Origin of the sequence: Microvirga lotononidis (genome assembly GCF_034627025.1) — a bacterium.
Taxonomy (GTDB): domain Bacteria; phylum Pseudomonadota; class Alphaproteobacteria; order Rhizobiales; family Beijerinckiaceae; genus Microvirga; species Microvirga lotononidis.
Window position 1 is genome coordinate 1,778,399 of the sequence record NZ_CP141048.1, and the last position, 17,386, is coordinate 1,795,784.

Here is a 17,386-nt window from a genome sequence, read left to right on the forward strand (position 1 = left end):
AACCCGGAGGTCGTTCCTCGTTTTAGGAATTTTGGGGTATCTCTCGCGGGAACGTGAGGGTTCTTGATCCTTGAAGAGTGTCTCTTCCTATGGGGCAGGCTGCAAACGCAGGCGAAAGAAAGGACGGGCCTTATCGGCCCGTCCCGCTCTGCTGAACGATCGGATCGCTATGGGCAGGAATGCTGCCGGCCGTCATAGCCGGTAAACGTGCCGGTTGCCGGATTGTAGGATCTGTAACGCTGCGCACAATAAGCGGAGGCATTCGATCCGATGCTTCCCGTTACGACAGGCTGCGAGGCGATGGCGCCGCCGATCAGGGCGCCCGTTGCCGCTGCAGCACCGTAGCCGTAGGGGTAGTAGGAGCCACCATAATACGGACGATAATATCCGCCGTAATACGCGCCGCGATAATAGGGCCGTCCATAGGCGGCATAGGGCCGGTTATAATAGCGACCGTTGTAGTAACGGCCGTTGTAGTAGCGCCCTGCATAGGAGCGGGTCGCGACACCGCGATAGGCACCCGCCCGCGCGACATTGCCCCGGTACACTCCGGCACGCGCCATGTTCCCCCGGTACACGCCTCCACGGGCGACATGGCCGCGATAGCCCCGGTAACCGCCGGCATGCATGCCGGCCGGTCTTCTGACGGAGGCTCTGTGGACGCGTGCTCCACCGCCGCGCCCGCCGCGAGCGACATAGGCGATCGTGATCTGATCGTGGTCGATTAGCTGCTGGAACTTTGAAAATGGCGCCACCTGCGCGGAGGCTGAACCGGCGAACAGAGACGCCGGAACGAGCACGGCTGTGGCCAAAGCGGCGAAGATGAGTTTTCGCATGGCCAGCTCCTCCCATCTGGGAGGAGAACGCGAGAACCACTCGAACGGTTCCGCTTTCGAGACAACCGTCTACCTCTCGCGGGGCCGCGAAGCATGAAGGTCCGGCGCGATCTCGAGAGATCTCGGGACGTTCCGCCGGCCCTCCATCCGTCCCTGCCCGGTCGGACACAGATCAAGAATAGCGCAGCGCTCGCAGGCCGGGCTCTTGAAGAAGCAGCAGCGCTGGCCATGCAGCATCATGACCTCGTGGTGGTCGTAAACCTGCTGTGCGTCCCAATCCTCGGGCAGGAGGGCGGCGAGCACCGCATGGGACGGGCCGACCGCCGTCGATTGCGGGATGAGCCCCGTTCGCTGCGCGACGCGGTGATGATGGCTGTCGACCGGCAGAGCGGCTTTCCGCAGCTTCGAGAAAGACAGCACCGCCGCACTCGTCTTCGGCCCAACACCCGGAATGCTCTCGAGCCACGCCCTCGCCTCGTCGACCGGCATGGTGTCCAGGAAATCGAGCGAAAGGCTGCCATGCCGCTCCTCGATGGCGCGCAGCACCGCTTGAAGACGCGGCGCCTTCTGCTCGGGCCACGTCACGCCCTGGATCGTTTCCTCCACCTCCTCGGTCGGCGCGTCCATCATGGCGCGCCAATCGGCATAGCGGCCTTTCAGCGCCTTGAAGGCGCGGCCCGAATCCGCATTGCGGGTGCGGTGGGACAGAAGCGAGGAGATCAGCTCGCTCAAAGGATCCAGGGAATGAAAGTAGGGAATCGGGCAGCCATAGACGCCGCAGAGGCGCCGATGGATCGCCAGCGCCTTCTCTTTCAGGTCCTGCAGGTCAGGATTCATCCCGATGCAAGTCGCGAATCGGGGCTGCGGTTCCGCCTCGTCATCACCGGGCCTGTCCCGGTGATCTCGATTGTATGAAGCGCCACGCTTCACCTTATCGGGATGGCCGGCACAAGGCCGGCCATGACGTGAGAGATGTCATTCCCAGCCAGCGACCGCCGGGGATGAAAAACGGCCCGTGCAATTACAGAATGAAACGGCTCAGATCCGTGTTCTTCGCCAGCGTCTCCACTTCGCCGCGCACATAGGCGGCATCGACGGTCACCGTTTCGCCCGAGCGGTCCGGCGCGGTGAACGAGACGTCGTCGAGCACGCGCTCCAGCACCGTCTGCAAGCGGCGCGCACCGATGTTCTCGACGGAGTTGTTCACGTCGACGGCCACCTGGGCAAGCGCATCGATGGCGTCGTCCGTGAAGACGAGGCTCACGCCTTCCGTCTGCATCAGCGCAACCGATTGCTTGATGAGGCTCGCTTCCGTTTCCGTGAGGATGCGCTTGAAATCCTCCACCGTCAGCGGCGAAAGCTCGACGCGGATCGGCAGCCGGCCCTGCAGTTCCGGCAGCAGGTCCGACGGCTTCGACACATGGAACGCGCCGGACGCGATGAAGAGGATGTGATCGGTCTTCACCGGCCCGTATTTCGTCGACACGGTCGTGCCTTCGATCAGCGGCAGCAGATCGCGCTGCACGCCTTCGCGGGACACATCCGCGCCGGTGCGGCCCTCGCGTCCGGCGATCTTGTCGATCTCGTCGAGGAACACGATGCCGTTGTTCTCCACCTGGCGCAGGGCCTCCTGAACGATGGCGTCCTGGTCGAGCATCTTGTCGGCTTCTTCCGTCACCAGCGGCTCGTAGGCCTCGCTCACGGTGGTGCGCCGCGTCTTGCGTTGTCCGCCGAAAGCCTTGCCGAACATGTCGGAGAGGTTGATCGCGCCGACCGAAGCCCCGGGCATGCCGGGAATCTCGAACATCGGCATCCCCTGCCCTCCGCCCGATTGCAGCTCGATCTCGATCTCCTTGTCGTCGAGTTCGTTGGCGCGCAGCTTGCGCCGGAACGCATCGCGCGTGGCCGCACTGGCGGTCGAGCCGACGAGCGCGTCGAGTACGCGCTCCTCCGCGGCTACATGGGCTTTCGCCTGCACCTGCCGGCGGCGCTCCTCCTTCACGAGGCCGATGCCGATCTCCACGAGATCGCGCACGATCTGCTCCACGTCGCGGCCCACATAGCCCACTTCCGTGAACTTGGTTGCCTCGACCTTGAGGAAAGGCGCATTCGCAAGTTTGGCGAGGCGGCGGGAGATCTCGGTCTTGCCGCAGCCGGTCGGCCCGATCATCAGAATGTTCTTCGGCGCCACTTCTTCGCGCAGGCTCCCTTCGAGCTGCTGCCGGCGCCAGCGGTTGCGCAGGGCGATGGCGACCGCGCGCTTGGCGTCGTTCTGGCCGACGATGTAGCGGTCGAGTTCGGAAACGATTTCGCGGGGAGAGAACGTGGTCATGAGATATCTTGGCTCAAAGGGTGATCGTCATCCCCGGGTCTGTTCCGGAGATCCACGCCGTTACGGCGTGGAGAGGGTGAAGACGTGGATGGTCGAGACGCGCTCGGCCATGACGGGCCATCAGGTTTCATCGAGCGTCTCGATGACGATGTTGGCGTTGGTATAGACGCAGATTTCGGCCGCGATGGCGAGGGACCGGCGCACGATCGCCTCCGCATCCATGTCGGAATCGGCGAGCGCCCGCGCGGCCGCGAGGGCGTAGTTGCCGCCGGAGCCGATGGCCATGATGCCGTTCTCCGGCTCCAGCACGTCGCCCGCGCCGGAGAGGAGCAGGCCCACCTCCTTGTCGGCCACGAGCATCATGGCTTCGAGGCGGCGCAGGTAACGGTCGGTGCGCCAGTCCTTGGTGAGTTCGACGCAGGCGCGGGTGAGCTGGCCGGGATATTGCTCGAGCTTGGCCTCGAGGCGCTCGAACAGGGTGAAGGCGTCGGCCGTGGAGCCGGCGAAACCGCCGATCACGCCGCCCTTGGCGAGGCGGCGGACCTTCCGCGCATTGCCCTTCACCACGGTCTGGCCGAGGCTCACCTGCCCGTCGCCCCCGATGACGACGCGGCCGCCTTTGCGGACCATGAGGATCGTAGTGGCATGCATGCGGGGGGTGGCGTCTTCGGACACGAGGGTCAAACTCCGGAGGGCGAGAATCGGTCGGCATCGGCCACAGGGCCGTTTCATGGCCTGACTTAATCACTGATCAGCCAAAAGCAACGCGGGTGGCATTTCTCGCCGCGGCTTGCTAGAAGGCCCGTCTCTGGTTCCGCAAAGGATTTTGATGATGCGCTCCGCGAGCGTCAGCCGTCGCACCGCCGAGACCGATGTCGCCGTGTCGATCGCCCTCGATGGCACCGGCAAGGCCGAGATCTCCACGGGGGTCGGCTTCCTCGACCATATGCTCGAACTGTTCGCCCGACACGGTCTCTTCGACCTGACCGTGAAGGTGAACGGCGACCTCCATGTGGACCAGCATCATACGACCGAGGATACGGGCATCGCGCTCGGCCAGGCCATCCTGCAGGCGCTTGGCGACAAAAAGGGCATCTCGCGCTATGCCGATATCCATCTGCCGATGGACGAGACCTTGACGCGCGTCGCCCTCGACATATCGGGCCGCCCCTTCCTGGTGTTCCGGACCACGTTCCCGACGGAGAAGATCGGCGTTTTCGACACCGAACTGGTGCGCGAGTTCCATCAGGCCTTCGCCATCAATGCCGGGCTGACGCTGCACGTGGAGACGCTCTACGGGGAGAACAGCCACCATATCGCCGAGAGCTGCTTCAAGGGCTTGGCACGGGCCTTGCGTCAGGCCGTGGCACTGGACCCAAGGGAAGAGGGCCGCGTTCCCTCCACCAAGGGTACGCTCTAGAGCATTTTTCGGTGAAGTGGGTCCGGTTCACCGTCAAAAAATGCGACCAAGTGAAGATGAGAGACGATTCCACGACAGTGGAAGCAGCTCTAAGTTCTAAGCAAGACCCCTGTCCGGCGGGCACGCCAGCGTCATCTCGCCGGGCGGGACTTGAGGAAACGTCGCCATGACCACCTATACCCTGCACCTCCCGCGCGACGCGCGGCCGGGTGATCCGACGGCTCTGGAGGATTCCGAGCTCGTGAAGGACGCCTTCTCCTGGGGGGCCTTCTTCTTCACCTTCCTGTGGTTCTTCTATCACCGGCTGTGGCTCGCCGGGATCGGCGTGCTGATCGTCGTCTTCGCTTTCGGCGGCCTCCTGACCCTGCTCGACGTGCATCCGCTCGCAGGCTCCATCGCGCAGCTCTTGCTCCAGGCCCTGATCGGGCTCGAAGCCAACAGCCTGCGCCGCTGGACCTTAAGCCGCCGCGGCTTGGCCATGGTCGATGCGGTTACGGCGGAGGACCTGGACGACGCGGAGGCCAAGGCCTTCGCCCGCTGGCTCGAGGCCAGGCCGTCCGTTCCGTCCCGCGTTCCGTCGGCCTCGGCGGTCCTGTCCACCCCCCGGAGGTCGGAGCCGGTCATCGGCCTCTTCCCCGATGCGGAGCGTCCCCGGTGAGCGTCGTCATCATCGATTACGGGTCCGGCAATCTGCACTCCGCCGCCAAGGCTTTCGAGCGGGCGGCCCGCGAGGCACAGCTCGATCTCTCCATCGCCGTCTCGTCCGACCCGGCTCTCGTCGCCAAGGCGGACCGGATCGTGCTGCCGGGCGTCGGCGCCTTCGCCGATTGCCGCCGCGGCCTCGATGCCGTGCCCGGCATGGTGGAGGCGCTGCAGCGGCGCGTCCACGAGGACAAGCGGCCCTTCCTCGGCATCTGCGTCGGCATGCAGCTCATGGCGACCCGGGGGCTGGAGCATACGACGAGCTACGGGCTCGATTGGATCCATGGCGACGTGAAGGCGATCACGCCGAGCGATCCGTCCCTCAAGATCCCGCATATGGGCTGGAACACGCTCGAAGCGGCGAAGCCGCATCCGCTGCTGGAGGGCATTCCGACCGGGCCGGACGGGCTGCACGCCTATTTCGTCCATTCCTACGCGCTCTCGCCGGAAAACCCGGACGACGTGGTCGCCACCACCGATTACGGTGGGCCGGTGACGTCCATCGTCGGGCGGGACAACCTCGTCGGCACCCAGTTTCATCCCGAGAAGAGCCAGGCGCTCGGCCTCAAGCTCATCGCCAATTTTTTAAGGTGGCGCCCGTGATTCTTTATCCCGCGATCGATCTGAAGGAAGGCCGCTGCGTCCGCCTCATACAAGGCGACATGGACCAGGCGACGGTGTTCAACGACGATCCGGCCGATCAGGCCGCGACCTTCGAGGCCCAGGGCTTCGAGTGGCTGCACGTGGTCGACCTCGACGGCGCCTTCGCCGGCAAGCCGATGAACGCCTCCGCCGTGGAGACCATCCTGAAGCGGGTCTCGATCCCGGTGCAGCTCGGCGGCGGTATCCGCGACATGAAGACGGTGGACGGCTGGCTCGGGAAGGGCGTGTCCCGCGTCATCATCGGCACGGCCGCCGTGCGCGATCCGGCCTTCGTGCGCGAGGCCGCGCGCCTCCATCCGGGCAAGATCGCGGTCGGGATCGACGCCAAGGACGGGCTGGTCGCCGTCGAAGGATGGGCGCAGACCTCTACCCTGTCGGCGGAGGAACTCGGCCGCCGCTTCGAGGATGCGGGCGTCGCCGCCATCATCTACACGGACATCGCCCGCGACGGCATCCTGAAGGGCCTCAACTTCCCCATGACCCTGGGGCTCGCCCGCGCGGTCTCGATCCCGGTCATCGCCTCGGGCGGCCTCGCCTCCATGGCCGATATCGAGCGTCTCACCCAACCCGACTGTGCCGTCCTCAACGGCGCCATCTCCGGCCGGGCCCTCTATGACGGACGCATCGATCCGGAGGAGGCGCTGGCGCTGTTGAAATCAGTTCAGCGGGTTCAGAATGCGGAGCCTGTCAAGGTCGGTTCTTGACGGTTCTTATTTTGTTCGGGTATGATGATCCGCAAGTGGACTGGGGGATGTTCTCGGTCGGCGTCGGGCCTCGGTTTTCTCCGGGGCCTTTCGCTTTTAGGGGAAGATCTTCAATCCCCATCCGAAAGTTTTTCCTGCCGGACTTCGACGGAATTTCTCGGCCAGGATCGCCCTCGTCCTGTTCGACTGGCCCGGCCTCAGTACACCCAGTCCGATAGGTCGGGCGACCAGGTCGGCGAGCTGCAATCCTGATGAATTCGCCTTCTTGTCCGCAAAGCAGATGTCGAGCTCCGTCATGTCGGTCTGCGTGTAGTTGCCGCGATCTCTGATTCTTCTGAGCTCCAGCTCCAGGATATTGTCTTCCTTGGCGCCTCGTCTCTCGAACATGCAATGGGCCACCTTGCCCTTCTGTTCGTTCTCCATCAGGAACGCGTGCGTTCTCTCCATGCAGAACTGCAATCCGATGTGGTAGGGATTTTCAGGCGAAGCATAGCGTAGCTTGAGTTTTCTCTTGTCTATGGCACTGGCGACCAGGGTAAATTCGGAACGGCGTACGAGGCCGGACAATTCGTCCATGAATCGCTGCCTGACATCCTGGTTTTGGAGAAACTTGAAGGGCGCCTGCTGCTTCCTGATTTCACGTTCGTGGAGGATGACCATGTCGTGCCCGAACCAGCGGAATTTAAAGTCCTGGATCGCCGGTACAATTTCCCTTACGTAATCTGACTTCTTGAAAATGCAGAATGCCAGGACGAAGAGGGGAAAGTCTTCGTTGATCGAAGTGAGATCATGGTCACCGCTTTCATCAACGTAGATGACATAATCGGAAAACGATGGCATTCGATCCCCAGTCATGGGCAGGTGTAATGTTATGTTGAAAGTTCGCCTCATTCCCTGTTTGGATGTCAAGGACGGGCGCGTCGTGAAGGGCGTGCAGTTCGTCGACCTCGTCGATGCGGGCGATCCGGTGGAAGCGGCGAAGGCCTATGATGCGGCCGGCGCCGACGAGCTGTGCTTTCTCGACATCACCGCGAGCCACGAGGCGAGGGGGATCCTGCTCGACGCGGTGCAGCGCACGGCCGAGGCCTGCTTCATGCCGCTGACCGTGGGCGGCGGCGTGCGCACCGTGGAGGACATCCGCAAGCTCCTGCTCGCGGGCGCCGACAAGGTCTCGATCAACACCGCTGCCGTGAAGAACCCGGATTTCGTGCGCGAGGCCGCGGAAAAGTTCGGCGCGCAGTGCATCGTCGTCGCCATCGACGCCAAGAAGGTGTCGGGGGAGGGCGAGGCGCCGCGTTGGGAAATCTTCACCCATGGCGGCCGCACCGCCACGGGCATCGACGCCGTCGCGTTCGCCCGGCAGGTGGCGGAGCTGGGGGCAGGGGAGTTGCTCGTCACCTCCATGGACCGGGACGGCACCAAGGGCGGCTACGATCTCGCGCTGGTGCGCGCCATCGCGGACGCGGTCTCCGTGCCTGTCATCGCCTCGGGCGGCGTCGGCAAACTCGACCACCTGGTCGACGGCGTCGAGAAGGGCCATGCCAGCGCCGTTCTCGCGGCGTCCATCTTCCATTTCGGCACCCACACGATTTCGGAAGCCAAGGGCTACATGGCCGGCAAGGGCCTCAAGATGCGGCTGGACGAGCCGGCGCGACGCCCTGCCGACCGGCATTGATGCGGGTTCGACGACAACCGCAAATCCAGACATCACGAAGGAATCTGGCCCATGACGATCTCCAACGAGGATGATCTGGACAAGCTCAAGGAGATCGGCAGGATCGTCGCCAATACCCTCGAGGCCATGGCTGCGGCCCTCGAGCCGGGCATGACGACGGCGGAGCTCGACATGATCGGCCGCAAGCTTCTCGAACAGGCGGGCGCCCGTTCCGGTCCGGAACTCGTTTACGATTTTCCCGGCGCAACCTGCATCAGCGTGAACGAGCAGGTCGCCCACGGCATTCCCGGACCACGCCGGATCGAGGCAGGCGATCTCGTGAATATCGATATCTCGGCGGAGAAGAACGGAATCTATGCCGATACCGGCGCCTCCTTCGCCGTTCCGCCGGTCACCAACGCCACGAAGCGGCTCTGCCGGGACGGGCGGCGCGCCATGTGGGTCGGCCTGCGCCAGGTCGGCGCCGACAGGCCGATCGCCGGGATCGGCCAGGCCATCGGTCAATTCGCCGAGAAGAACGGCTATACCCTGGTCCGCAACCTGGCGAGCCACGGCATCGGCCACTCCCTTCATGAAGAGCCGGGCGAAATTCCCACCTGGCCCGACCGCTCCGAGAGGCGGATCATGAACGAGGGCCTCGTCTTCACAGTGGAGCCCTTCCTGTCGATGGGCGCGAACTGGGCGACGGACGGAGACGATGACTGGACCCTGCTCAGCGATCCGCGCGCACCGACGGTGCAATACGAACATACGGTCGTCGCCACCCGCAACGGTCCTCTCGTCGTCACATTACCGGGCTGATCCAACCATGACCTCCTTCACCCTCGACGATCTCGCTCGCATCGTGGCCGAGCGTGCGGCCGCACCGGCGACCGAGTCCTATACGGCCAAGTTGATCGGTGGCGGGCCGGCCAAGGCGGCCAAGAAGCTGGGGGAGGAGGCCGTGGAGGCCGCCATCGCGGCCGTCCAGGGCGACCGGCAGAACCTCACGGCCGAGGCGGCCGATGTGCTGTATCACCTTTTGGTCGTGTTGCAGGGCGCCAATATTCCACTAAGTGACGTGATGGCCGAATTGGAGCGCCGCACGGCGCAGTCGGGTCTCGCGGAGAAGGCCGCCCGCAAGGCCTAAAATTGGAAAGAGGTGGTTCGCATGGACCAGCCCAACCTGGTGTCCGCCGCCGAGGACGATGACGGCCTCTCGCCCTATCGCACGTTCTCGCGCGACGAATGGGCTCGGTTGCGCGCCGATGCGCCCATGACGCTGACGGCCGACGAGGTGGTTCAGCTGCAATCCCTCAACGATCCGATTTCGCTCGACGAGGTGGCGGCGATCTACCTGCCGCTCTCGCGCCTGCTGTCGCTCTACGTCGCGGCGACGCAGGGGCTGTTCAAGGCGACCCAGCGCTTCCTCCTTGCCGAGCAACAGGAGAAGGTGCCCTACATCATCGGCGTGGCGGGCTCGGTGGCGGTCGGCAAATCCACCACGGCCCGCGTGCTGAAAGCCCTTCTCGCCCGCTGGCCCAACACGCCCAAGGTCGACCTCGTCACCACGGACGGGTTCCTCCTCCCCAACTCCGAGCTGACACGGCTCAACCTGATGGAGCGCAAGGGTTTTCCGGAGAGTTACGACACGGGAAAGCTCCTGCATTTCCTCGCCGACATCAAGGCCGGCAAGCGCAACGTGAAGGCGCCGCTCTACTCCCACCTCGTCTATGACGTGGTGCCCGGCGAGGAGACGAATGTCGACCGTCCGGACATCCTGATCGTCGAGGGACTCAACGTGCTCCAGCCGGCGCGCATGCCCAAGGACGGCACGGCCATTCCCTTCGTGTCCGATTTCTTCGATTTCTCGGTCTATATCGACGCCGACGAGGCCGACCTGCACCGCTGGTACGTGAACCGGTTCCTGCGCCTGCGGCACACCGCCTTCCGGGATCCCCTGTCCTATTTCCGGCGCTATGCGGAACTCGCGGAAGCGGATGCCATCGCCATCGCCGAGGGCCTGTGGAACCGCATCAACCTGGTGAACCTGCAGGAGAACATCGTGCCGACCCGCCAACGCGCGAGCCTGATCCTGAAGAAAGGCCCGAGCCACCGGATCGAAACGGTGGCGCTGAGAAGGCTGTGAGCGGGACCCGGGCTCCCCTTCTTCTTCAATCCCGTCCGAGCCGGCTCATTCCTGCCGACGCAGAAACGTGCCGAAGCCCATCAGAAGCAATCCGAACCCGCTGCCGAACATGGCGAGAAGGCCGAGACCGACCGGATTGTCGCCGGCCCATCCGAAAATGACGGACGACAGCAGCGGCAACCAGGAACCGACCGTCAGGAACCTGCCGGCACAGAGCACGTAACGACAAACACGGTTGCGAGCGGTCGAGGCCGGCATGACCATGATGACGGCAATGGGGAGTGCTAAAAGCCAAATCCAATCGAGCAACTTGTTTTCAACCTTCGTACAGAAATGTTATGTATTAACATATATCCTATGGGAACGTTTGTTCAACCACTTCCTGATTGTGAACGTTGTGCCTCCACATCCAAGGAGGATCCATGACGACCCAGCCGGTTGACGAAAAGCTGAAGCGCAGCGCAGAGCACGCGAAGGAGGCCGCGGAGCAGACCCAGGAAGCGGCAGAACACACGCAGGCGGCGGCGCGGACGACCGCCAAGGCCAGCGTGCAGATGAAGGACAGCGCCGACCGGCGCACGGAACTCGCGGCCAACCGGACGGTCTTTGCCGCCGAGCGAACCTATGCCGCCTGGGTGCGGACGGGCCTGGCGTCGCTCGCCTCCGGAATCGGCGCGAAGAAGCTCCTCGAGGGCGTGGTGCCGGGCTGGATGATCGTCTCCACCGGGTCGATCCTCATCCTGTTCAGCGCCTTCTGCTTCGCGGCCGCCGTCTGGCGTCAGCTCTTCACCGGCTCGCAGCCGCCGCAGCCCGACGTGCAGCGCCTTCCGCCCTTCCTGCTCATCGCCTTCAACGGCTTCCTGGCGCTCGTCTCGCTTGCCGCCCTGTTCAGCATCTGGTTCGGACGAACGGGCGGGTGAGGGCGGCTCTCAGGACGCTGGACGCTCCCGAGAGGGTTTCACTCGCGGAACGCCCCTTCGACCGGGGCCGACAATTCCGCATCCGCCGCGCGGATTTCCGTGATGACGCGCGCAAAAGCGGGGCGCGCCTCGAGCCTTGCATACCAGGATGCCAGGGCCCCGAGGCCTTTGACGGACGGGCCGCCCAGGCGGCGGGTCCAGAAGACCGCCATGAACACGGCGATGTCGGCGGCCGAGAACGCGCCGCAGAGATACTCCTTGCCCTCGAGCGCGCGGTCGATCTCGGCGAAATGGCCGGCGAGCGCCGATTCGGCCTCCCGGGCCTTCGCTTCCTTCGCATCCCAGCGCTCCGAATCCTCGGGCTTGGGCTCGGTGCGATGCATGAGGAGGCGCAAGGGCGCCAGCATGACCTCGTCGCCGAACACGTCGAAGAGCCGGCATCGGGCGCGCTCCCGCGGGGTATCGGGGTAGAGGGACGGACCGGGATAGGCCTCGTCCAGGTATTCGAGGATCACGGTCGAATCGTAAAGGGACAGGTCCCCGTCGACGAGGACCGGGACCTGTCCCTTGGGGTTGATGGCCACCACGTCCGGGTTCTTGGGGCTGTAGCCCTTCGTCTGGGTGAACGGCACCAGGATCCGCTCGAAGACGAGCCCCTTCTCGTGAAGGGCGATTTCGACCTTGCGGGAGAAGAGGCTTACCGGACCGGAATAGAGCTTCATCGGGGTGCCTTTCGGGCTATCATCGGCTGAAGGTGGTGGGAAGATGATCCTGCCAGGAGGCGACATTCAAGCCTGCCACGTCGGCGCGCGACAACCCGATATCGGCGAGTTCCCGATCGTCCAACCGGTACAAGGCCTTGGCGTTCTCGCGTGCGTCGAGCCAGGCCTCGTACCTGAGCAGAAGCTGCAGCACCAGGTTCCTGCGCTCGCGGCGGGCGGCGTGAAGCCCAAGATTTCCTGCGGTATATCCGATCGCCATGACGAGTCTCCTTCAACGGCGTTCCATTGAGACAAATGTGCGCTCATGATAGCGTTCGGGCAAACGAGAAGTTCTTGCGCTGTGCCCAAGGAAAACTTGGGCAATAACCTGGATCCGCCATGTCCCGCAGACGTCTTCCCCCGCTCAATGCCCTCCGGGCCTTCGAGGCCGCCGCCCGTCACCTGAACTTCGAGAAGGCGGGCGACGAGATCGCCGTCACGGCGAGCGCCGTGGGCCAGCAGGTGAAGGCTCTGGAAGCCTGGCTCGGGCGCCCCCTCTTCCTGCGCCAGCCGAGCCGCGGCGTGGCGCTGACGCCTTTGGGCGAGCATTATGCCGCCTCCCTGTCCGACATCCTCGACCGGCTCGATCATGTGACGGCCCAGGCCCTGCGCTCGGACCGGTCCAACGTGATCACCGTGAGTTCCATGCCGAGCTTTGCATCGGGCTGGCTCATCCCCCGGCTGGGCTCCCTCAAGGAGCAGCATCCCGACCTCGAGGTGCGGGTCTCCGTCGACACGCGGCTGACGGACTTCGCCCGCGAGGATGTGGACGTGGCGATCCGCTTCGGCCGGGGGAACTATCCGGGGCTCCGCTCGAGCCTGCTGATGGAGGAATATTTCTTCGCCGTCTGCAGCGCGTCCCTGTTGGGCGACCCCGAGCGCCCCCTGAACGAACCCGCGGATCTGCGCCACCACACCCTGCTGCACGAAAGCGTCTACAGCATCCCCGACTACACCACCTGGGATCGCTGGCTCGACGCCGTCGGCGTCACCGGCCTCGACACCTCTCGCGGCCCGCATTTTCCCCATACCTATCTCTGCCTCCAGGCCGCGGCCTCCGGTCAGGGGGTGGCGCTCGCCACCAACGTGCTGATCGGCGATTACCTGCAGGCCGGACGCCTCGTTCAGCCGTTCCCGCAGCAGGTGAAGGGCTCCTACCAGTATTACGTGGTCTGCCCGGAAGCCACCGCCGACCGGCCGGCGCTGGCGGCCTTCCGGGCATGGTTGCTGGAGGAGGCGAGGGCGCATGGCGCCGAGGCGGGGCGGGACTGATCGTCTCCGTCATCGCCGGCACAAGGCCGGCGATGACGGAGCGGGGCATTGCCGCATCACGCCGCCTTCAGTGCCGTGCGCACGGCGCTTTCCGCAGTGGCCGTGGCCTGCTTGCGGTTGCCGTTGAAGGGGATTGGCTCGCCCCAGGTGACCACCACGTCGAGCGGGATTCCCTGGACGAACATCTTGAGATGGGGCCCGAGCTCCATGTCCCCGTACCATGCGATGAAGGGGCGCTCGCGCCGGGTCACCGGCAGGCCGTTGCGGCGCGTGTAGGCGATGGCGAGCGGCTGGAGATAAACGTGCTCGACGCTGTCGTGCATGAGGGCGGTCTGGGCCGCGCCGACAAGGGACGAGCGGAAGGGCAGGAGGCGGTTGCCGTCGCCGGTGGTGCCTTCCGCGAACAGCACGATCGCCTCGCCCTTCACCAGCCTGTGGGCGAGGGCGTCGTTCACCTCCGCGGTGGCCTTGCGGCGCTGGCGGTCGATGAAGACCGAGCGCTGCAGTCGCGCGAAGAGACCGACCACCGGCCAGGTCTCGATCTCCGACTTGGCGATGAACGAGAGCGGATGCAGCGAACCGATCACCGGGATGTCGAGCCAGGAGACATGGTTCGCCAGCACGATGGTGGGCGCGCTCCCCGGCGGCGTTCCCCGCTCGATCACGCGTACGTTGAAGAGCCTCATCAGGATCCTGTGAAACCACATGGGCAGCACAGGCAGCATCGACGACCAGCCGAACCGGAAGGCCAGCATCTGCAGTGGCACGAGCACGAGGCTGCACAGGCCGAGCAGCAGGAGACGCAAGGCGACGCCGGGTTTCGTCACGCGTCGTCCTTGTCCAGCGGCACCGCGTAGAGTTCGAGCCGGTGATAGACGACCTTGTAGCCGAGCCGCTTGGCGATCTCGTTCTGCAGCGCCTCGATCTCCTCCGAGCGGAATTCGATCACGTCGCCTGTTTCGAGATTGATGAGGTGGTCGTGATGCTCCCGTGCGGCCTGCTCGTAGCGCGAGCGACCGTCGCGGAAGTCGAGCCGGTCCAGGATGCCTTCGGTCTCGAACAGTTTGACCGTGCGATAGACCGTGGAGAGCGAGATCCGGTCGTCCACCTCGGCGGCGCGCCGGTGCAGCTCCACCACGTCGGGATGGTCCTCGGCGGAATCCAGAACCCGCGCGATGATCCGGCGCTGGCCCGTCATGCGCAGGCCCTTGTCGCGGCAGGCGCGCTCGATGGCGTCCGATCGGCGTGGTTTGGCGGAGGTGCTGTTTCGTGTGACCAAGGCTTACTCGCTCCTTGGAGGACTTATAGGCGAGGGGAGCGGAGCGGGCTATAGGCTCAAGGTCATGGTGAGCGCCGCAGCCTTGGTCCCGTCGGCTTTCCGATAATAGCCTTCCCGCCGGCCGACGTCCTGGAAACCCGCGCGCCGGTAGAGGGCGATGGCGGGCCCGTTGCCCTCCTCGACCTCCAGATGCACCCGGGCCACGCCTTGCCGCGAAAGCGCGTCGAGATGATGGGCGAGGAGAGGGCGAGCATGGCCCTTGCCCCGGGCTTCCGGCGCGACCGCGACCGTGATGATCTCCGCCTCGTCGAGCACGATCCGCGACAGGACGAAGCCGACGGGTTTCGTCGCGCGTCCCAGAAAGAGCCCATCGGCCACGACGCCGCGCTCGCCCAGAAGGCGCTCGAAATCCAGCGTGCTCCAGGCCGGCGCGAAGGCCGAGGCATGGATGGCCGAGAGCCGGGCGGCGGCCTCGGTCCCGACGGCTTCGACGCGCGGGGCCGGCGGATGGATGAAGCGGTCGAGGATGCTCACGGCGAGATTTCTTACTGCCTGGCGATCCGGGCCCCGTCCTGCGGCTTGGCGTCGGGCTCGCGCAGGTAAAGCGGCTTCGGCAGCGCCTGGGTCGGATCGGCCAGGGCCCCGAGGCGGGCCACCCAGGCGATGTCGGGATAGCCCGAGATGTCGCTGATATGGGCCTCGACCCCTTGGGCACGCGCCTCCGCGGCCAACATGGCCGAGGCGGAGCCGGAGACCAGGATCGGGCCGGAGCCGAGAAGCCGGATGGCCTCACGATAGGTCATGAGGCCCGGCGGAATGATCGTGCGTCCGCCCGGCGCGATGGCCTGGATGTAGATGTGGCCGTGCTTGGCGTCGATGGCGGCGGTGAAGAGCCCGCGCCTGTCGCCGACCATCATCGGGGCGAGGAAGGCGGACAGGGTCGCGACCCCGACCACCGGGATCCCGGCCGCAAGGCCGATGCCGCGGGCCGCGCTGATCCCGACCCTCAGGCCCGTATAGCTGCCCGGCCCGACCGTGACGGCGACCCGGTCGAGACTCTCGAATCCGCCGTCCACCTGGGCGGAGAGCCGGTCGAGGAGCGGCATCAGGGCTTCCGCGTGTCCGCGATCCATGGCGATGGATTCGGCGGCCAGCGGCACGGGCTCACCGGCCTCGACGATGCAGGCCGAGCAGGCGCCTAGGGCCGTATCGATGGCAAGGACTCGCACCATTCGCCTCCATTGGATCGTCGTTTGCACGATGCACTAGGTCCGATGCTTTAGAGCAAGAAGTGGCCCGGAGGAAACCCGGTTTCACACTCTATCTCGCGACGCAAGCGTTTCAGCTTGAACGGGCCGGATGGCCGGTGCCATGATCCGCCCATGACAACCGGACCCGATCCTTCCTCGACAGACCTCAAGCCCTGGACCGTGAGCCGCTCGCGGGACGTGATTCGCGACCGCTGGGTCACGCTGCGCGCCGACGATTGCGTGACCGCCGAAGGCGTGGAAATCGCCCCCTATTACGTGCTCGAATATCCCGATTGGGTCCACGTCATAGCCATCGACGACGAGGACCACCTCGTCCTGATCGAGCAATATCGCCATGCCTTCGGCGGCCTGTCCCTCGAAGTGCCGGCCGGGGCGATCGACCGGGAGGACCCGTCCGTGCTGGCGGCGGCGGCCCGCGAGCTCGAGGAAGAGACGGGTTACGTCGCAGAGCGATGGCGGTCTTTGGGCAAGCACTCACCCAATCCCGCAACCCATACGAATTCCTGCCATACGGTGCTGGCGCTCGGTGCGCGCCCGGTCGGCCGGAAGCTGAACGACCCGACCGAGCAGATCAAGGTGGTGCGGGTGCCGGTCGGGGATGCCGCTCGGCTCGCTGCCGACGGCACCCTCACGAACGCGATGCAGATCGCCTCCCTGGCCATCGCGCTCGGCGCCATCGGCAAATGGCATTTATGAGCTTCAGGCGATGGAGCAGAACTCCTCGAAGGCGAGGCGCGGCTGGCGCGGATGGAGCTTCTCGGGAAGGCCGTAGCCGAGATTGATCAGGAAGTTGGACCTGAACCGGCCGTCGGGGAAGAAGGCCCCGTCGACCCCCTGGTGAGAAAAACCCCCCATGGGTCCGCAATCGAGCCCGAGCGCCCGGGCGGCCATCATCAGATAGGCGCCCTGGAGGCACGAGCCCTGGAACCCCGCCCGTTCGATGGCCTCGGGCTTCCCGGCGAACCAGCTGCGCGCATCGGGGCTGTTCGGCGCGAGGGTGGCGAGCTTCTCGTAGAATTCGGTGTCATAGGCCACGATCACCGTCGCGGGCGCGCTCATGGTCTGGCGCACGTTGCCCTCGTCGAGATGGGGCTTGAGCTTCTCCTTGGCCTCGCGCGACACCACGAAGACGAAGCGGCCGGGCGAGGAATTGGTGCTCGTCGGCCCCAGCTTGGCGAGGTCGGCGACCTCGCGCAGGGTCGCCTCCGGGATCGGGCGATCCTGCCACCAGCGATGGGTGCGGGCGTCGCGGAAGAGCTGGTCCAGGGCGATCTCGGACAAGACGGGCAACGGAGGTCTCCAAACAAAAAGCGCGGCTGAACAAAGCCGCGCTTTCCTAACGGAATTCTTAAGATCGGACCAAACGGCTTATGGGCGCATCGTCTAGGTCCCAAAAGTGCAAATCCGCTTTTGGGTCCGATGC

The 17,386-nt window shown here is 65.2% G+C and carries 24 protein-coding genes; 11 read left to right on the forward strand and 13 right to left on the reverse strand.

Annotated elements, in window-relative coordinates:
• Positions 1-167: 167 nt before the first annotated feature.
• The 4 genes from U0023_RS08390 to hslV form a co-directional block, all read right to left on the reverse strand.
• A complete protein-coding gene (locus U0023_RS08390; protein WP_009490700.1) occupies positions 168-836 on the reverse strand; it encodes a BA14K family protein in 669 nt (222 codons plus the stop codon).
• Between the two features lie 69 nt (positions 837-905).
• Positions 906-1,673, reverse strand: coding sequence for an endonuclease III domain-containing protein (locus tag U0023_RS08395; protein ID WP_009490701.1), 768 nt, complete (start codon positions 1,671-1,673; stop codon positions 906-908).
• Between the two features lie 184 nt (positions 1,674-1,857).
• Positions 1,858-3,168 carry an ATP-dependent protease ATPase subunit HslU gene (gene hslU, locus U0023_RS08400; RefSeq protein ID WP_009490702.1) on the reverse strand — a complete coding sequence of 437 codons (1,311 nt, stop codon included), beginning with the start codon at positions 3,166-3,168 and terminating at the stop codon, positions 1,858-1,860.
• A 120-nt stretch (positions 3,169-3,288) separates the two neighbouring features.
• Positions 3,289-3,819: an ATP-dependent protease subunit HslV gene (gene hslV / locus U0023_RS08405; RefSeq protein ID WP_040638240.1), complete on the reverse strand. Its 531-nt coding sequence runs from the start codon at positions 3,817-3,819 to the stop codon at positions 3,289-3,291.
• A gap of 181 nt (positions 3,820-4,000) precedes the next feature.
• Between hslV and hisB the strand changes: the two genes are divergently transcribed.
• From hisB to hisA, 4 genes are all read left to right on the forward strand, one after another.
• Positions 4,001-4,588: an imidazoleglycerol-phosphate dehydratase HisB gene (gene hisB / locus U0023_RS08410; protein ID WP_040638241.1), complete on the forward strand. Its 588-nt coding sequence runs from the start codon at positions 4,001-4,003 to the stop codon at positions 4,586-4,588.
• 166 nt (positions 4,589-4,754) lie between these two features.
• Positions 4,755-5,246, forward strand: a complete 492-nt coding sequence (locus tag U0023_RS08415) for a DUF2628 domain-containing protein (RefSeq protein ID WP_009490705.1) — start codon at positions 4,755-4,757, stop codon at positions 5,244-5,246.
• On the forward strand, positions 5,243-5,893 hold the full coding sequence (hisH, locus tag U0023_RS08420) for an imidazole glycerol phosphate synthase subunit HisH (RefSeq protein WP_009490706.1): 651 nt from the start codon (positions 5,243-5,245) through the stop codon (positions 5,891-5,893). Before U0023_RS08415 ends, hisH begins: the two co-directional genes overlap by 4 nt.
• A complete protein-coding gene (gene hisA / locus U0023_RS08425) occupies positions 5,890-6,657 on the forward strand; it encodes a 1-(5-phosphoribosyl)-5-[(5-phosphoribosylamino)methylideneamino]imidazole-4-carboxamide isomerase (RefSeq protein WP_009490707.1) in 768 nt (255 codons plus the stop codon). Before hisH ends, hisA begins: the two co-directional genes overlap by 4 nt.
• 96 nt (positions 6,658-6,753) lie before the next feature.
• On the opposite strand, the gene U0023_RS08430 is transcribed toward hisA, so the two are convergent.
• Entirely contained in the window at positions 6,754-7,497 is a 744-nt protein-coding gene (locus U0023_RS08430) for a DUF3800 domain-containing protein (protein WP_009490708.1), read from the reverse strand.
• Positions 7,498-7,528: 31 nt separating this feature from the next.
• Between U0023_RS08430 and hisF the strand changes: the two genes are divergently transcribed.
• From hisF to coaA, 4 genes are read left to right on the forward strand one after another with little or no spacing between them, the layout of a single operon-like run.
• Entirely contained in the window at positions 7,529-8,332 is an 804-nt protein-coding gene (gene hisF, locus U0023_RS08435) for an imidazole glycerol phosphate synthase subunit HisF (protein ID WP_009490709.1), read from the forward strand.
• Between the two features lie 51 nt (positions 8,333-8,383).
• Positions 8,384-9,133, forward strand: a complete 750-nt coding sequence (gene map / locus U0023_RS08440; RefSeq protein ID WP_009490710.1) for a type I methionyl aminopeptidase — start codon at positions 8,384-8,386, stop codon at positions 9,131-9,133.
• Positions 9,134-9,140: 7 nt separating this feature from the next.
• Complete coding sequence (locus tag U0023_RS08445) at positions 9,141-9,461, forward strand: phosphoribosyl-ATP diphosphatase (protein WP_009490711.1); 321 nt, start codon at positions 9,141-9,143, stop codon at positions 9,459-9,461.
• 21 nt (positions 9,462-9,482) lie between these two features.
• The gene (gene coaA / locus U0023_RS08450) at positions 9,483-10,460 is read left to right on the forward strand and encodes a type I pantothenate kinase (protein WP_009490712.1); all 978 of its coding nucleotides are present in this window, start codon (positions 9,483-9,485) and stop codon (positions 10,458-10,460) included.
• 45 nt (positions 10,461-10,505) lie between these two features.
• Here the strand turns inward: coaA and U0023_RS08455 are convergent, their stop codons facing one another.
• The gene (locus U0023_RS08455; RefSeq protein ID WP_009490713.1) at positions 10,506-10,769 is read right to left on the reverse strand and encodes a hypothetical protein; all 264 of its coding nucleotides are present in this window, start codon (positions 10,767-10,769) and stop codon (positions 10,506-10,508) included.
• Positions 10,770-10,882: 113 nt separating this feature from the next.
• On the opposite strand from U0023_RS08455, the gene U0023_RS08460 reads away from it, so the two are divergent.
• Positions 10,883-11,380, forward strand: a complete 498-nt coding sequence (locus U0023_RS08460; RefSeq protein WP_009490714.1) for a YidH family protein — start codon at positions 10,883-10,885, stop codon at positions 11,378-11,380.
• 38 nt (positions 11,381-11,418) lie between these two features.
• On the opposite strand, the gene U0023_RS08465 is transcribed toward U0023_RS08460, so the two are convergent.
• On the reverse strand, positions 11,419-12,102 hold the full coding sequence (locus U0023_RS08465; protein ID WP_009490715.1) for a glutathione S-transferase family protein: 684 nt from the start codon (positions 12,100-12,102) through the stop codon (positions 11,419-11,421).
• A gap of 19 nt (positions 12,103-12,121) precedes the next feature.
• Complete coding sequence (locus tag U0023_RS08470; protein WP_009490716.1) at positions 12,122-12,361, reverse strand: DUF1127 domain-containing protein; 240 nt, start codon at positions 12,359-12,361, stop codon at positions 12,122-12,124.
• A 119-nt stretch (positions 12,362-12,480) separates the two neighbouring features.
• Between U0023_RS08470 and U0023_RS08475 the strand changes: the two genes are divergently transcribed.
• Positions 12,481-13,413 carry a transcriptional regulator GcvA gene (locus U0023_RS08475; RefSeq protein ID WP_009490717.1) on the forward strand — a complete coding sequence of 311 codons (933 nt, stop codon included), beginning with the start codon at positions 12,481-12,483 and terminating at the stop codon, positions 13,411-13,413.
• Positions 13,414-13,469: 56 nt separating this feature from the next.
• Here the strand turns inward: U0023_RS08475 and U0023_RS08480 are convergent, their stop codons facing one another.
• The 4 genes from U0023_RS08480 to tsaB are packed head-to-tail and all read right to left on the reverse strand — an operon-like array spanning position 13,470 to position 15,921.
• The gene (locus U0023_RS08480) at positions 13,470-14,240 is read right to left on the reverse strand and encodes a lysophospholipid acyltransferase family protein (RefSeq protein ID WP_009490718.1); all 771 of its coding nucleotides are present in this window, start codon (positions 14,238-14,240) and stop codon (positions 13,470-13,472) included.
• Positions 14,237-14,692 (reverse strand): Fur family transcriptional regulator, encoded by a 456-nt coding sequence (locus U0023_RS08485; protein WP_009490719.1) that lies wholly within the window; start codon positions 14,690-14,692, stop codon positions 14,237-14,239. The genes U0023_RS08480 and U0023_RS08485 overlap by 4 nt, the downstream gene beginning before the upstream one ends.
• A 48-nt stretch (positions 14,693-14,740) precedes the next feature.
• Complete coding sequence (locus U0023_RS08490; protein WP_009490720.1) at positions 14,741-15,226, reverse strand: GNAT family N-acetyltransferase; 486 nt, start codon at positions 15,224-15,226, stop codon at positions 14,741-14,743.
• A gap of 11 nt (positions 15,227-15,237) precedes the next feature.
• Positions 15,238-15,921 carry a tRNA (adenosine(37)-N6)-threonylcarbamoyltransferase complex dimerization subunit type 1 TsaB gene (gene tsaB / locus U0023_RS08495; RefSeq protein WP_040638321.1) on the reverse strand — a complete coding sequence of 228 codons (684 nt, stop codon included), beginning with the start codon at positions 15,919-15,921 and terminating at the stop codon, positions 15,238-15,240.
• 153 nt (positions 15,922-16,074) lie between these two features.
• Between tsaB and U0023_RS08500 the strand changes: the two genes are divergently transcribed.
• Complete coding sequence (locus U0023_RS08500; RefSeq protein WP_009490722.1) at positions 16,075-16,659, forward strand: NUDIX hydrolase; 585 nt, start codon at positions 16,075-16,077, stop codon at positions 16,657-16,659.
• A gap of 3 nt (positions 16,660-16,662) precedes the next feature.
• Here the strand turns inward: U0023_RS08500 and U0023_RS08505 are convergent, their stop codons facing one another.
• On the reverse strand, positions 16,663-17,253 hold the full coding sequence (locus tag U0023_RS08505) for a malonic semialdehyde reductase (protein ID WP_009490723.1): 591 nt from the start codon (positions 17,251-17,253) through the stop codon (positions 16,663-16,665).
• Between the last annotated feature and the right edge of the window lie 133 nt (positions 17,254-17,386).

What these genes read in the sequence shown, in the direction of transcription:
- U0023_RS08390 (WP_009490700.1), bottom strand. Translation starts at nt 836, where the DNA reads ATGCGAAAACTCATCTTCGCCGCTTTGGCCACAGCCGTGCTCGTTCCG.
- U0023_RS08395 (WP_009490701.1), bottom strand. Translation starts at nt 1,673, where the DNA reads ATGAATCCTGACCTGCAGGACCTGAAAGAGAAGGCGCTGGCGATCCAT.
- hslU (WP_009490702.1), bottom strand. Translation starts at nt 3,168, where the DNA reads ATGACCACGTTCTCTCCCCGCGAAATCGTTTCCGAACTCGACCGCTAC.
- hslV (WP_040638240.1), bottom strand. Translation starts at nt 3,819, where the DNA reads ATGCATGCCACTACGATCCTCATGGTCCGCAAAGGCGGCCGCGTCGTC.
- hisB (WP_040638241.1), top strand. Translation starts at nt 4,001, where the DNA reads ATGCGCTCCGCGAGCGTCAGCCGTCGCACCGCCGAGACCGATGTCGCC.
- U0023_RS08415 (WP_009490705.1), top strand. Translation starts at nt 4,755, where the DNA reads ATGACCACCTATACCCTGCACCTCCCGCGCGACGCGCGGCCGGGTGAT.
- U0023_RS08430 (WP_009490708.1), bottom strand. Translation starts at nt 7,497, where the DNA reads ATGCCATCGTTTTCCGATTATGTCATCTACGTTGATGAAAGCGGTGAC.
- hisF (WP_009490709.1), top strand. Translation starts at nt 7,529, where the DNA reads ATGTTGAAAGTTCGCCTCATTCCCTGTTTGGATGTCAAGGACGGGCGC.
- map (WP_009490710.1), top strand. Translation starts at nt 8,384, where the DNA reads ATGACGATCTCCAACGAGGATGATCTGGACAAGCTCAAGGAGATCGGC.
- U0023_RS08445 (WP_009490711.1), top strand. Translation starts at nt 9,141, where the DNA reads ATGACCTCCTTCACCCTCGACGATCTCGCTCGCATCGTGGCCGAGCGT.
- coaA (WP_009490712.1), top strand. Translation starts at nt 9,483, where the DNA reads ATGGACCAGCCCAACCTGGTGTCCGCCGCCGAGGACGATGACGGCCTC.
- U0023_RS08460 (WP_009490714.1), top strand. Translation starts at nt 10,883, where the DNA reads ATGACGACCCAGCCGGTTGACGAAAAGCTGAAGCGCAGCGCAGAGCAC.
- U0023_RS08465 (WP_009490715.1), bottom strand. Translation starts at nt 12,102, where the DNA reads ATGAAGCTCTATTCCGGTCCGGTAAGCCTCTTCTCCCGCAAGGTCGAA.
- U0023_RS08470 (WP_009490716.1), bottom strand. Translation starts at nt 12,361, where the DNA reads ATGGCGATCGGATATACCGCAGGAAATCTTGGGCTTCACGCCGCCCGC.
- U0023_RS08475 (WP_009490717.1), top strand. Translation starts at nt 12,481, where the DNA reads ATGTCCCGCAGACGTCTTCCCCCGCTCAATGCCCTCCGGGCCTTCGAG.
- U0023_RS08500 (WP_009490722.1), top strand. Translation starts at nt 16,075, where the DNA reads ATGACAACCGGACCCGATCCTTCCTCGACAGACCTCAAGCCCTGGACC.